The following is a 13,724-nucleotide window of genomic DNA, read 5'->3' as shown; positions in this document are numbered from 1 at the left end:
ATGAGCACACAAAACAATAATAACTTAACAGTAATTTGTGCCGATATACTCGACTTTGTTGACGACCCTGCCATTGCTGGCGAAAGCGCCCATCGTTTTTTTGAAAAAGGCGCATTAGTTATCAAGCACGGCAAAGTAGTTAAACTTGGTTACGAGCACGACATACTGCCAACAATTGATAAATCAGCGCGTGTTATCCGCCACGATGGTAAGCTCGTTATGCCTGGTATGATTGACACCCACATACACTTACCACAAACCGAAATGGTGGGTGCGTACGGCGAGCAACTGCTAAGTTGGTTAACCGAATACGCGTTTCCGACAGAGAAAAAATTTACGTGTAAGCATTATTCAAAAGAGATCTCTAATCGCTTTTTAGACGAGCTGCTGCGTAATGGCACAACCACAGCCCTTGTATTTGGCACTGTGCACCCGCAATCGGTTGATGCGTTTTTTAAAGAATCACAAAAACGCAATTTACGTATGATTGCCGGTAAAGTAATGATGGATCGTAACTGCCCTGACGACTTATCTGATTGCGCGCAAACAAGCTATGACGAATCTAAAGCCCTAATAAAAAAATGGCACAATGTTGACAGGCTAAGCTACGCAGTTACGCCGCGTTTTGCCCCCACATCAACCCCAGAACAATTACAAAAATGCACTCAGTTACTTGAAGAATACCCAGACACCTACCTGCACACTCATCTATCAGAAAACAAAGATGAGTGCGAATGGGTAAAAGGGCTATTTCCAGAAGCTGAAGATTACCTTGGCGTTTACGAGCAAGCTAAAATGGTACGTAAACGCTCGGTATTTGCCCATAGTATTCATTTATCTGAGCGCGAGCTATGCTGCCTTGCAGATAACAATGCGGCAATATCGCACTGCCCTACCTCAAACCTATTTTTAGGATCAGGACTTTTAAATTTAAAAGCCTGTGAAGAGCACGGCATAAACGTAGGCATGGGTACCGATGTAGGCGCAGGAACAAGCTTTTCTATGCTACAAACAGGTAACGAAGCTTACAAAATCCAACAGTTACAAGGTCAAAAGTTTTCAGCATTTAAAGGGCTGTATTTAGCAACTCTCGGCGGTGCCAGAGCACTTGATTTAGAAGGGACAATTGGTAATTTTAAAGCCGGTTGTGAAGCCGATTTTATTGTAATGGATTGTTCAGCAACCCCATTTTTAAAATTTAGAATACAGCATGCCAAAACCCTGCATGAAAAACTATTTGCAATGATGATGTTAGGCGACGACCGCTGCGTTGAGCAAACCTACATTATGGGTAAAAGTGTGTATAAGCGCGATGATAACAATCAATTTTCAGACACCCGCTCACCGGTATTAGAAGAGGCTTAACCGTTATGGAAAACTATTTATTTGAGCTTGCTCATTTAGTACTGCGTTATTTTCATGTTATTGCTGGTATAGCATGGATTGGCGCTTCATTTTATTTTGCATGGCTTGATAACAACCTACAAACACCACCGCAATGGAAAATAGATAAAGGCATAAAAGGCGATTTATGGGCCGTGCATGGCGGTGGCTTTTACGAAGTGGCTAAGTATCAAAATGGCCCTGAACAAATACCTCATACCCTGCATTGGTTTAAGTGGGAAGCGTACACAACCTGGATCACCGGTATATTACTATTTAGCTTACTTTATTATGTTGGCGCCGATGTGTATTTAATTGATAACAGTAAAAGTGAGCTAAGTAAATTTGCAGCTATTGGCGCATCCCTTGGTTTTATTGGCTTAGGCTATGGTGTTTATCGTTTATTGTGTAAAACCCCGCTGGTTGAAAACGGCAAAGTGTTTATTGCTGTAGTTATTGGTTTATTAGCTCTGTGGACTTTTGGGGTTGATCAATTATTTAGCGACCGCGCTGTGTATATTCATGTAGGCGCACTTATTGGCACGTGCATGGTGGGTAATGTGTATCACATTATTATGCCAGGGCAGCGCTACATGGTGAGTGAAGTAGAAGCTGGTAGAATCCCTGATTCAGCGCCAGGTTTAAAGGCAAAGCTGTGTTCTATTCATAATAACTACGCCACGTTACCAGTGGTATTTATTATGCTTAGCAATCACTTTCCTTACACGTATAGCCACAACTTTGGCTGGCTTATTTTAATTGCGCTGTTTGGTATTGGTATGTGGATACGCCATTACTTTAACTTAAAACATCAAGGCGTTAATAAACCTTCAGTACTTATAAGTGGTATTGCAGCATTTTTTGCCCTTATGCTAGCAATAGCACCTTGGCCCAGCAGTACAACAAATGCAGACGAAAACGCGCCTTTACAAGCAAGTATTACCGACGCACAAGCGTGGGATATAATCAGCAAACACTGTACGCAGTGCCATAGCGAAACACCTACCTCTGAGCTTTTTCAAACAGCGCCACTTGGCTTTAAACTTGATTCAATTGAACAGGTAAAAAAGTCGCAAGTACTTGTGCATACCCGCGCGGTTGTAACCAAAGATATGCCACTGGCTAATATGACCAAGATGACAGACACAGAGCGCGAAGCGCTAGGCTCTTGGCTCGCAGCGCTTAAAAAGGAGCAATAAAATGAGTGAGCATTTTAAAAACTACCCGCGCGATTTAATTGGTTATGGTCCAGATGTACCCCATGCAAATTGGCCCAATAAAGCACGTATTGCCGTGCAAGTAGTATTAAATTACGAAGAAGGCGGCGAAAACTGCGTGCTGCATGGTGATGCAGCCGCTGAAACGTTTTTATCAGAAATAGTCAGTGCCCCGCATGTTGAAGACCGCCATATAAGCATGGAGTCTATTTACGAATATGGCTCGCGCGCGGGCGTGTGGAGGCTACTGCGTTTATTTAAAAAATACGATATACCGGTCACCATTTTTGCAGTGGCGATGGCCCTTGAGCGCCACCCCGATGTAGCTAAAGCCTTTGTTGAAGCAGGGCACGAGATTGCAAGCCATGGCCTGCGCTGGATTAATTATCAAAATATAGATAAGCAAACCGAACGCGAGCATATGCAACAAGCCATTGATGTAATTAAAAAGCTCACAGGTAAAAAGCCCAAAGGCTGGTATACCGGCCGAACTAGCCCAAATACCGCAGCCCTTGTAGTTGAAAATGGTAATTTTTTATATGATTCCGACGATTACAGCGACGACCTACCTTTTTACAGTATTAAAGAAGGTAAACCACAGTTAATAGTGCCCTACACGCTTGATGTAAACGACATGCGCTTTGCTGCCGTGCAGGGTTTTAATGCCGGCGATCAGTTTTATAATTATTTAAAAGATGCCTTTGATACGCTTTATGAAGAAGGTGACCCTGAAGGTGAAAACACCCCAAAAATGATGTCGATAGGTTTACATTGCCGCTTAATTGGCAGACCAGGAAGAATAAAAGCATTAGCACGGTTTTTAGAATATGCCCGCTCGCATGAGCAAGTATGGTTTGCCACGCGTGAGCAAATAGCCGAGCACTGGCTTAAAACTCACCCGTATAAAAAAGCATAGTTTATATTTTTTAAAACATAAAAAAGCCCAGCAAAGCTGGGCTTAAATTACTTTAGGAGTAGTGTAATTTATTCAAAAGAAACGGTGATGATATTCGAACACACATTTTCTGTTACACATAATTGGTAATCGTACGATGGTAATGTAGCTCCACGTACGTAATCACGGTAGCGTCCGTTATCTGCAGTGGTATCAACTAACTCACCATTACGGTAAACGCTTAATGACTCTGCACCAACTTCTTCCCAGCTAAGTTCTACACGCATCGTACCTAGGCGTGTTTTGTTAGCGCGTTTTAAGTTCAGTTCAAGGGTCACGTCACTTACAACAACGGTTTGGGTAAATGTATCTGTATTACCTTCACTGTCAGTAACAGTTAGTTCTACATCGTAACTACCCGATTGCGCATATGCATGCACAGGGCTTGAATCTGTTGATGTAGCGCCATCGCCAAAGCTCCAGCTCCATTGTGTAATGTCGTTATTGGCATCATTGCTTGTATCTACAAACGAGGCTGTTAAACCTTGCGTATCAACAGTAAAGCCTGCACGTGGCGGTTGTGCACTTACTTCGCCTATAGCGCTAAGCGTAAGTGACCAGCCATTAATATTACCTGTGTCTGCACCCGCTGTATCCACAGCATTTAACGTCCAGTCGCCTGTTGCTACTTCACTGTTAAATACGCTTGATGTAAATGTTTTAACAATATCATCTTCGCTGCCACCTTCATTACTCTGTAAAGTTACCTCAGAGCCTTGTGGTGAAATTAGCGTAAGGACTATATCGCCAGACCAAGTATGCGTAATATTTACATCAACAGAAGTACCAAAAACAGTTAAATCATCTGAAATTGTAATTACCGAATTAGCACCTTGTGGATCATTATCAGGAATCGCCACATTTTCTTCGCTAGTATAGGTGTAGTCATTTAAACCAGCAGGTTGAAGCATTAAGCTTACTGTTTTTTCTTTAACAATATCATCTGATGTTGCTGTAACAGTAAACTCATAATTACCCCATGGCGTATTTCCATTGGTCTCAACACTAAGCTGTACTGTTTCGCCAGGGCTTGCAGTTAGCTCTGATAAATATGCACCAGTAAGGCTAGATTCTAGTTCAAGCGTTACTTCACCATCCCACTGAGCAATAGAACCAATTTCAAACGTATAAGTTGCAGACTCACCAACTGTTATTTGTTGTGACGCTGGCGTCACAGACATTTTAAAGCTTGGCGTTGGATCGGCATCTAATAACGCCTGATTTGCGTTTAGGCGCGTGCCCGCAAGCGTTTTACCTTGAAGTGCAGCATTAGCGTCACCGCTACTCATTAGTAACGCTTTAAGCTCTGATGTTGTTAAATCAGGGTTTACTGACAACACAAGAGCAGCAACACCGGCAACATGAGGTGTTGCCATTGAAGTACCTGAGTAATTTGCATAGCCATTACCCGGAACTGTTGACAAAATACCAGAGCCTGGTGCTCCCATGTCAACACTTGTCGCGCCCCATTGTGAAAAGTCTGATAAGTTATCATTGCTATCAGTACTGGCAATTGCTAATACACTCTCGTGTTCATAACTTGATGGATAGTGAGGGTTTGCATCATTATCAACTTCGTCATTACCAGCAGCAGCAACAAATAATATGTCAGCTTGCTCACTAACAGTCATAGCATCCGCTAACGCTTGGCTATAACCGCCACCGCCCCAGCTATTGTTTAAAACACGTAAGTTTACACCTGAGTTTTTAAGATTAACCATATAGTCGATACATTTTATTGCATCTGATGTTGAACCATTACCAGCGGCATCTAAAAACTTACAACCAACAATAGAAACTTCATGGTTTACACCCACAACACCTGTAGAATTATTACCGCTTGCACCAATAGTGCCTGATACGTGGGTACCGTGACCTTGGTCATCCATTGGGTCGCCAGCATCCGTAATTGCATTAATACCGTGAATGTCGTCTATGTAACCATTGCCGTCATTATCAATACCATCGCCTGCAATTTCGCCAGTGTTAACCCACGCATTGTCAGCTAAATCAGGGTGACTGTAGTCAACACCAGTATCAATAACACCAACTACAACATCGCGACTACCAATTGAGATTTCCCATGCTTCTGGCGCATCAATATCTGCATCGGCAATGCCACCGGTCTGACCTTCATTATTTAGGCCCCAAAGCTCATCAAAACGAGGGTCGTTAGGTGCGCTCGCAATACTTACTCGGTAATCTGGCTCAACATATTCAATAGCTTGATGAGACTTTAAACGCTCAATAGCTTCTTTAGTGCTCATGCCAGACACTTTAAATTTAGCAAGGCGACCTGAGAATAATGATGTGAAGTTATCATCAACTTCATCATTATTTAAATCTGTAATTTTTGCTTTAACCAAGCTTCGTGCTTGTTTACGCATTTGAGGTGTTGCATTTTTTTTATATTTAACAATAACAGAGTCACTGCTTGCAGCTGCTTGTGGAAGAGCTCCTGCATCAGGTAATTTAGCCGAAGCCAAACAAGGTAGTAAAGCAAGCGTAATAATAGATAATTTTGTTTTCATTGTTCTATCCATAGTTGGGTTAGCTTAGAAGCACTAAGCGGGTTTGTTCACTATTTCAAGTACAAGGGATCACGTGGCAAGTTATAAGCAAACTAGTAAATACGATATTTGACAAGTTAAAAAGTTAAAAAGAATTAAAAATCATAAATTTTGACCAGTTTGGCTATAAAAAAAACACTAAACACAGTCATTTTAATGAACTGCCCCATTACAACCTTACCCATTATAGGGTCAAACTTTTTTACTGCTTTTGCTTACTATTACATTAAAACCCACCAGTTACACACATAAACCGATGATAATAAAAGGTTAATTATTTGGTAAAAAATGATGATTTAAGAAAATGAAATAGGGGAATACAGTTAATGGGTGATTATGAATTTGAGCTTAAACTTTGTTAGTTCAATATTTATGACAAATTAAAACTTAATTATTTATAGTCACATATTACGCTTCACCTACTTCTAAAGTTACGCAAGCGGATCACAAAAAATATATCGGCACGGCATGCTGAAACAACAAATACCTTATTAAAACCTATAACATTTAGGGTATTTGATTTTAATATTTCAAGGAGAAAATAATGAAGTTGAATAAATCACTTTTAAGTTGTGCTGTTGCAATAGCAATGGGTACCAGCTTTGCCTCATATGCAGATACCGACAACAAATCAGCATCAAACTCAGAACTTAGTACAAAAATATCTATACTTAGCACCGCTAATTCAATGACATTGGCACAATCGCAAAATAATAACACCGCGATTTTAATGCAAGAGGGAGATAGTAATACTATTGAGGTTTCGACTACTGGAAACGAGAACACAACAGAAGTTACTCAATTACAATCAGGTAATTATGTTGGCGTAACAACAATTGGTAACAACAACGAGCAAGTATATGCCCAAGATGGCGTTGCCAACGGTGTAATTACCGAAGTTACTGGTAATAATAATTACCTAAATGTTTTGCAAAGTGGCCAAGGCTTTTTTGTAAACAACGAAGCTGTCAACATGATTGTTGGTGACGACAATATCGTTGATGTAGAGCAAGGCACTGGTGGTCATTGGTTTTACAACTTAGATATGAAAGGTAATGGCAACGAAATCAGTTCATTACAAACAGGTGAGTGGCATGAAGCTGAATTAACCTCTGTAATGGGCGATCAGAATAGTCTGAGTCTTGAGCAAAACGGTTACTGGAATACCTTCAAAGTGAGTTCTTTACAAGGCAACGATAACGAGCTTGATATTGAACAAGACGGCGATCGTAATACTGTTACCTTCACTGATATTTTAGGCGATGCAAATGAGCTTTCAATTGAACAAGAAGGCAATACTAACGCAGTAACATTTGTAGCTGTATTAGGCGATGAAAACGAAATTGATTTAGACCAAGAAGGTTCTTTAAATACTATCGAATCAAACTTATTCGAAGGTCAAAACAACGAAGTTACAGTAACTCAGGTTGATTTAAGCAACTCAACAACTGTTGATATTATTGGTGACGATAATGAATTAACGGCTACACAAGTTGGCTTATTAAATGATGCTTACATGGGCGTTTTAGGTACAGATAACGAATTTATGATTAACCAAGTAGGTGAATCAAATTCAGCACACGTTGTTAACTTTAATGGGTCTGAAAATGACGTTAACGTTATTCAGTCTGGCCAAGAAAACACTGCTGTTGTTGAGTCTTCATATCCTGATATATCTCTAACATCAAACGACAACGATATCGATATTATGCAAAATGGTTCTCAAAACGAAGCCATGGTTACACTTGCAGGTATTTTAGATAGCAACATGAACCAAATTGACCTAGCTCAAACAGGTGAAATGAACGTAGTTGATATGATGGTTGAAGGTAATGGCCACAGCATTGATATTTCACAAACTGGCGAAGGTAACTGGGTAGTTGGAATGGAGCAACCTGCATTTTTAGTAGGTGGCGAAAACGTTTCGTTTAGCGTAACTCAAATGGGTAACGATAACATTGTTGAAGGCGCCGTAATTGGTTTCAACAGCACTGTTTCAGTGACCCAAATTGGTGACGGTAACGTGACTTCTATTACTCAAATGTAATTATTGAGGTTGGGGAGAGCAACTCTCCCCATTTAGTTATGCATAATAATAAAAACCATTACCAAGTATTATTACTTACGCTTTCTCTGTTTTTAATGCCCGCATCTTATGCCGCTGAAGAGTTGGAGATTGACGGCCTACTACTTGATAGGAGTATTAGCCGCTTTGGTCATCAGTTCTATTTTGAGTTTTCTAATTACTGGCGAGATCTCCCTTCAACTGCAGGTTTTAACATTGAAATTAAAGAAACGGTCATTCCAAAAGCAGGCACAAAGCTGTCGTTAATAATGAATAACCAACTTGTTTACGCAACTTACTTAGGTAGACGACTAGAGCCTTTAAATGAGCGTGTGGAGCAGGCTGTTTATACAGTGATAGATGCAATGGCTCGCGAAAACATGGCAGTGTCAACACCCGATATGGCTAAAGATGGATGGTAAAATGAAAAATATAGCCCTTATAATAATAACAACATTAAGCTTTTCAGCAGCAGCAACTGAAATAATTTACACCCCAATTAACCCAAGCTTTGGTGGTAACCCACTCAATGCAAATATGCTGTTGAGTAAAGCCCAAGCTCAAAACAAGCATAAAGCACCGGTAGTAGAAAAAGGTTACGCTGAACAATTTCAAGAAACTCTAGAGCGCACCTATTTAAATCGTATGGTAAGAGAAATTACCGATATGGCATTTGGTGAGGACATAGAAGATAGCCTTTTCAATCAAGACTCCATATTTATGAGTGGCGATTATCAAATTGAAGTTATAACCAGCACAACCGATTCTATTACAGTAAGAATAACAAATATAATTGATGACACCGTGGTGATCATTGAAGTACCGAGGTTTGGATAATGTATAAACTACTAATAACAATAATATTAATAGGATTGAGCGGTTGTGCGAGCCTAGGGAACTTAATCCCACCATCGCAACAAAAAGCAGTTAGTTTAGAACCAACCGAATTATTCGCAGATCTGAAAAACTTACCTAAACCGGTCGGGAGTATTCCTGTATCAGTGTACTCATTTAGAGATCAAACAGGTCAATATAAGCCACAAACTAACGTTAGCTCATTTTCGACTGCCGTTACTCAAGGTGCTAACTCAATACTCATACAAGCATTACATGAATCTGATTGGTTTACGCCGGTAGAGCGTGAAGGTTTACAAAACATTTTAACAGAGCGAAAAATTATTCGTGCGGGCCAAGCCGATAATCCTAACCAAGCTGATTTACCTCCGCTAACAACCGCAAAAATCATTTTAGAGGGCGGTATCATAAGCTACGACACTAATGTAAAAACAGGTGGTTTGGGTATGGAATACTTTGGTATTGGCGCATCAGAACTTTACCGTGAAGATGCTATTTCAATATACTTACGCGCTGTTGATGTTCGAACAGGCCAAGTATTATTGAGTGTAGCCACCAGCAAAAAAGTACTTAGCCAAGAAATGCGTGCAGGCTTTTTTAGATACGTGAGCTACAAACGTTTAGCTGAAGCTGAAGCGGGCTTTAGTGACAACGAACCTATGAGCATTTGTGTAACACAAGCAATAGAAAAAGCACTCACAGATCTCATAACAAAAGGTATTGATAAAGGCTTATGGGCTAAAAAATCAGCATAAACTGACTTCCTGGATTAACTAAAGGCTACATATTGTAGCCTTTATAGGTTGTGTGATTAGTGAGTTGAAAGTGCTTCGCTAACCCAACCCTTATAAAGGGTCTAGAGGATAAAGTTTTTACTTAAATAACGTCTTAATGGCTCTACTCTTATTTAGCCATTGGCAGCAAAACCGATATATAGCGCTGCGCCCAATTAGCAAGCTCCACCCTGTTGCGTGAGTTAGTTTTTTTAAACGCACTGTATAAATGTGTTTTTACAGTGTGGTCGCTAATGTTAAGTTTATCAGCGATTGTATTGTTACTCGCCCCCTGTGCAATTAAATGAATAACAGACTTTTCTCGTTTTGTTAAATGATCGTAATCGTCCTGCTTTAATTCAATGTCGTCGTGTAAGCTATTAAACGACGATGCCACGGCTAAAATATCGTTAAAAGCTTTTGAAATCACTTTACGCGTAAACCACAGCTCGCCAGTATTAACACGAAGTAACCCTTTAAAAATATCTTCAGGTGGATCAGATTTATAAAAAACACCATTAAAATGGTTAAGCAATAAGTTTTGCTCGCACACATCTTCTTTATCAACATTAAAAATGACAACGCTATAGTGTTTAGCTAAACAAATAAGGTCAGTCGGAATAAGGTCTTGCCATTTGCTTTTAGTACCATCTATTAAAAACAAATCATAATTTGTGCGCTGCTCAGCTTTAGGAATAACCTCGTCCATTTTAATATCACCAAACAAAGCTTGTAGTGTTCTTAAAATAGCGGTGTAGTTGTGTGAATGAAAAGATGATTGAAACGTTGTTTTTACAAATACCGAGTTTTTATGGGGCATAAATTTCGTCCTTGAAACATTTACACTACATTACCTAAATCAAATACAACTTACAATGGGATTTTGATATTAAAGTACTGTTATTCTTTCTCATCCTAAAATAGATAAAAATCAATTAAATCAATGCAAAACCTTCATCAATTTTATTTTTAAAATTGCTTTTATAAGATAAATAACAGATCGGATTAGTGGCTTAATAACTTATAAAGCCTTAAATATGCATTAGCCTAAACTAACTTTTAGGATCAATTATTCTATACTCGCTTTTAGTTTATTTAGCGCATCAACCGAAAAACCTCGATCATAAAAATATAAAATTTCGCCGCTGTTATTTATAAGTACCACACGTGAGTTATTTGGGCTTTGGTTACCTGTAAACTTTTGAACTGTTTCACCATCTTTATAAATAGTGATTACCCCACCCCATAATTCTTTAGGGATGCCTTTGCGCATACCGCTGTCTATAAATGTGCTAAACATACGTGGTGCCATGCCGGCAATGGTTGGTAGTTCGTATGTAGGGAGCGTTACACCCGCCATATCTAAACCAATTAACCAACGGTCTATATCAAACTGACTATCTTGCTTGTACCCAATGAGCAGCAGTGTTTTATCTGCTTTAAAATCGCTGGGTATAGCCACCATGCTTTGCTCTAAACTTTCGCCGCTAATGCTTGGGAACTGTTTACCTGTTAATTGCTGGTTTGGATACTGTGTTGTACATGCACTAAGTAGTAAAAATGCAAAAGCACTTAATGTTAATTTGATCATAATAAACCTAATATTTATAAATTTCATAATGATACGTTTAGTATGGCAGCTGAGATCTAAAAATGCTGATTAGTTATATAATTTTTAAATTTAGACGCCGTCATGGGCTTACCATACTTCCAACCCTGTCCATAATGCACACCCGCCATTTTTAAAATAGCTTCTTGCTCAGTGGTTTCAATCCCTTCTGCCACACAGGTATAATTAAACTTATGCACAAGTTCCATAATATTTGGGATCATAGAGGCTTTTAAGCCCTCAGTTGCTATATCTTGAACAAACGTACGATCAATTTTAAGTTGATGAAAGCTCAAATTTTGTAAGTTTCTTAAATTCGAATAACCCGTACCAAAGTCATCTAATGATAAGTTAAATCCCGATTCAACTAAGGTTCTAAAATGAGCATGCGCAATGCTTGTATCAAGGTACTCGTCTTCAGTTATCTCTAAACAAATAATAAAGCGTGAGTTGGTAAGCTCTGTAATTTGCGGCAGTAACGACACATTACCCAGCTCTACATCACACGGAAATATATTAAGCGACACTTTAAAGCCTTCTGGCAATAACTCTATAGAGGTTAACTCTTTTATTGTGGTAGCAATCATTGCCTCAGTAAAAGTCCAAGTTAAATTATTTTTTCTAATAACCGGAATAAACTCATCTGGAAATAAAGCACCGTACTTATCTTCAAAACGTGCAAGTACCTCGCAACCAATCAGCTTGCCACTTTGCAAACAAATAATGGGCTGGTAAGTCCAATAAAATGATCCCTTTTTGAGCCCTTTACGAATACGTTGATTGGTAGAGCGGCGTGCAGCAATCCTCGCATCAACTATTAACGCACTCGATATGCCCGCTAAACAGGTTAAAATTAACGAAATTATTAATAATAAGTGATTATTAGAAAAAAACAGACTCCAAGGCAAGTGCACTACTACACAATATTGACTACTTGTAGAACTGCAAACTGAGTTAGTTTCGTAAGGAAAGAAAACGCTGTTTTTTACCTGCTGGTACAGCCCCTCTTTACCTGCTAAATGATGCAAAGCATTTGGTGTTTTATAAATAACTTCCCAATCTGGCGCAGTAATTCCGATGTTGGTAAAGGGCGTGCTCTGCATAATTAAATTATAATCCCTTTGTCTGACTATAATTACCTCCATAGGGCGCTCACTAAATAATAATAGATAAAGCTCTGGCTCAAAACGAACCCTGACCTTCTCACCATCTCGAATAAAGTCAGGCTGTTTGTCGTTAATTGGTTTACTTAATAAGCCTGCACCAGTAGTGCAAACTAGCTGGTTACCTTTAAAAAAGCCTATATCAATTACATATTTTGCATCAAATAAAGCGCGGCGCATCTCAAGAAGGGTTGTGTTGTCACACTGCTTAAACGCAAGCTTATTTAATGGGGTAAGAATTCGACGCCTCTCTGCAATTGCACCTTCTACATGACCGAGAATATATTCAGCATCAGACTTTGTTTGTGCTGTTAACTGCTGCGCTGCAAAATTGAGCAAAATAAAACAGCCAATTACAAAAACTAACCCTCCGGTTAAAACGGCTATAATAGATTTTTGTTGGTACTTTTTCATAGCATCTCGAAGTTGTTAATTTATATCACTACTTTATTAGATGATTGCATAAGTCGCATTAAATTCAAACAGATCGATTCAAGAATTATTGAACGAATTTTGAATAAACTGAGTGATTTTAGCGCTTACCGTTAAATGCTGATTACTTTCAAAGTGAATCCCATCACCGGCTGTTACATTAATAAATGTATTAAAATCAATAAAAGTACATTTATGAGTAGCCCCAACGCTTTTGAATGCACTAGAGAGCTCTGTTGCTTTTATATCTGCACCTTCGTAAATACGCGAATACTGCTCGGTGATTCTTATTTTAGGTGGGCTAGCAATAATAATTTTAGGAGATTTTAAAGTACTACCTTGCTGATAATAAATATGTATTGAGTTAATTAAATCATTTAACCCATCTGCTATTAAACTAGCTGTTAAATTAAAACGTTTTTTAAGATCGTTTGTACCAAGGGCAATAATAATAAAGTCGAGCTCATGCTTATCCAAATAAGGCTTTAGATAACTAACACCATTAAGCACGCCATCAAACGGTGGATTATGCACTAACGTGCGGTTAGGCTGCCCTGCCTCTATTACGTTAAAGCCACACCCTAAGTTTTTATTTAATAACGATGTCCAACGGGTATTTTCATCAAAGCGTTTTCCCGTTACAGGGTTTAAACCCCACGTATTAGAATCACCAAAGCAGAGAATGTTTTTTGTCATGTTAAT

12 protein-coding genes are annotated in these 13,724 nt (G+C 39.1%); 7 read left to right on the top strand and 5 right to left on the bottom strand.

What is annotated here, in order from left to right; all coding sequences use genetic code 11:
- The 3 genes from guaD to puuE are packed head-to-tail and all read left to right on the top strand — an operon-like array spanning nt 1 to nt 3,516.
- Nucleotides 1-1,365, top strand: coding sequence for a guanine deaminase (gene guaD / locus I6F47_RS06395; RefSeq protein WP_197113012.1), 1,365 nt, complete (start codon nt 1-3; stop codon nt 1,363-1,365).
- Nucleotides 1,366-1,370: 5 nt separating this feature from the next.
- The gene (locus I6F47_RS06390; protein ID WP_197113010.1) at nt 1,371-2,582 is read left to right on the top strand and encodes a urate hydroxylase PuuD; all 1,212 of its coding nucleotides are present in this window, start codon (nt 1,371-1,373) and stop codon (nt 2,580-2,582) included.
- Between the two features lies 1 nt (nt 2,583).
- On the top strand, nt 2,584-3,516 hold the full coding sequence (gene puuE / locus I6F47_RS06385) for an allantoinase PuuE (RefSeq protein ID WP_197113008.1): 933 nt from the start codon (nt 2,584-2,586) through the stop codon (nt 3,514-3,516).
- A gap of 68 nt (nt 3,517-3,584) precedes the next feature.
- On the opposite strand, the gene I6F47_RS06380 is transcribed toward puuE, so the two are convergent.
- Complete coding sequence (locus I6F47_RS06380; RefSeq protein WP_197113006.1) at nt 3,585-6,086, bottom strand: S8 family serine peptidase; 2,502 nt, start codon at nt 6,084-6,086, stop codon at nt 3,585-3,587.
- Nucleotides 6,087-6,669: 583 nt separating this feature from the next.
- On the opposite strand from I6F47_RS06380, the gene I6F47_RS06375 reads away from it, so the two are divergent.
- From I6F47_RS06375 to I6F47_RS06360, 4 genes are read left to right on the top strand one after another with little or no spacing between them, the layout of a single operon-like run.
- A complete protein-coding gene (locus I6F47_RS06375) occupies nt 6,670-8,172 on the top strand; it encodes a curlin (protein WP_007584406.1) in 1,503 nt (500 codons plus the stop codon).
- A gap of 38 nt (nt 8,173-8,210) precedes the next feature.
- Nucleotides 8,211-8,612 (top strand): curli production assembly/transport protein CsgE, encoded by a 402-nt coding sequence (locus I6F47_RS06370; protein ID WP_007584407.1) that lies wholly within the window; start codon nt 8,211-8,213, stop codon nt 8,610-8,612.
- Complete coding sequence (locus I6F47_RS06365; RefSeq protein ID WP_007584408.1) at nt 8,602-9,027, top strand: curli assembly protein CsgF; 426 nt, start codon at nt 8,602-8,604, stop codon at nt 9,025-9,027. Before I6F47_RS06370 ends, I6F47_RS06365 begins: the two co-directional genes overlap by 11 nt.
- On the top strand, nt 9,027-9,800 hold the full coding sequence (locus I6F47_RS06360; RefSeq protein WP_007584410.1) for a CsgG/HfaB family protein: 774 nt from the start codon (nt 9,027-9,029) through the stop codon (nt 9,798-9,800). Before I6F47_RS06365 ends, I6F47_RS06360 begins: the two co-directional genes overlap by 1 nt.
- Before the next feature lie 148 nt (nt 9,801-9,948).
- Here I6F47_RS06360 and I6F47_RS06355 read toward each other — a convergent pair whose 3' ends face one another.
- From I6F47_RS06355 to I6F47_RS06340, 4 genes are all read right to left on the bottom strand, one after another.
- A complete protein-coding gene (locus tag I6F47_RS06355) occupies nt 9,949-10,638 on the bottom strand; it encodes a response regulator transcription factor (protein WP_197183542.1) in 690 nt (229 codons plus the stop codon).
- A gap of 249 nt (nt 10,639-10,887) precedes the next feature.
- On the bottom strand, nt 10,888-11,409 hold the full coding sequence (locus tag I6F47_RS06350) for a hypothetical protein (protein WP_197183541.1): 522 nt from the start codon (nt 11,407-11,409) through the stop codon (nt 10,888-10,890).
- A gap of 56 nt (nt 11,410-11,465) precedes the next feature.
- Nucleotides 11,466-13,004 carry an EAL domain-containing protein gene (locus tag I6F47_RS06345; protein ID WP_197183540.1) on the bottom strand — a complete coding sequence of 513 codons (1,539 nt, stop codon included), beginning with the start codon at nt 13,002-13,004 and terminating at the stop codon, nt 11,466-11,468.
- 78 nt (nt 13,005-13,082) lie between these two features.
- Nucleotides 13,083-13,718, bottom strand: coding sequence for an SGNH/GDSL hydrolase family protein (locus tag I6F47_RS06340; protein WP_197183539.1), 636 nt, complete (start codon nt 13,716-13,718; stop codon nt 13,083-13,085).
- Nucleotides 13,719-13,724: the final 6 nt, after the last annotated feature.

Source organism: Pseudoalteromonas sp. NZS37, assembly GCF_015864265.1.
Taxonomy (GTDB): domain Bacteria; phylum Pseudomonadota; class Gammaproteobacteria; order Enterobacterales; family Alteromonadaceae; genus Pseudoalteromonas; species Pseudoalteromonas arctica.
Note: the sequence above shows the minus strand (reverse complement) of the source record. Positions and strands in the feature narration are given on the sequence as shown.

What these genes read in the sequence shown, in the direction of transcription:
- guaD (WP_197113012.1), top strand. Translation starts at nt 1, where the DNA reads ATGAGCACACAAAACAATAATAACTTAACAGTAATTTGTGCCGATATA.
- I6F47_RS06390 (WP_197113010.1), top strand. Translation starts at nt 1,371, where the DNA reads ATGGAAAACTATTTATTTGAGCTTGCTCATTTAGTACTGCGTTATTTT.
- puuE (WP_197113008.1), top strand. Translation starts at nt 2,584, where the DNA reads ATGAGTGAGCATTTTAAAAACTACCCGCGCGATTTAATTGGTTATGGT.
- I6F47_RS06380 (WP_197113006.1), bottom strand. Translation starts at nt 6,086, where the DNA reads ATGAAAACAAAATTATCTATTATTACGCTTGCTTTACTACCTTGTTTG.
- I6F47_RS06375 (WP_007584406.1), top strand. Translation starts at nt 6,670, where the DNA reads ATGAAGTTGAATAAATCACTTTTAAGTTGTGCTGTTGCAATAGCAATG.
- I6F47_RS06370 (WP_007584407.1), top strand. Translation starts at nt 8,211, where the DNA reads ATGCATAATAATAAAAACCATTACCAAGTATTATTACTTACGCTTTCT.
- I6F47_RS06365 (WP_007584408.1), top strand. Translation starts at nt 8,602, where the DNA reads ATGGATGGTAAAATGAAAAATATAGCCCTTATAATAATAACAACATTA.
- I6F47_RS06360 (WP_007584410.1), top strand. Translation starts at nt 9,027, where the DNA reads ATGTATAAACTACTAATAACAATAATATTAATAGGATTGAGCGGTTGT.
- I6F47_RS06355 (WP_197183542.1), bottom strand. Translation starts at nt 10,638, where the DNA reads ATGCCCCATAAAAACTCGGTATTTGTAAAAACAACGTTTCAATCATCT.
- I6F47_RS06350 (WP_197183541.1), bottom strand. Translation starts at nt 11,409, where the DNA reads ATGATCAAATTAACATTAAGTGCTTTTGCATTTTTACTACTTAGTGCA.
- I6F47_RS06345 (WP_197183540.1), bottom strand. Translation starts at nt 13,004, where the DNA reads ATGAAAAAGTACCAACAAAAATCTATTATAGCCGTTTTAACCGGAGGG.
- I6F47_RS06340 (WP_197183539.1), bottom strand. Translation starts at nt 13,718, where the DNA reads ATGACAAAAAACATTCTCTGCTTTGGTGATTCTAATACGTGGGGTTTA.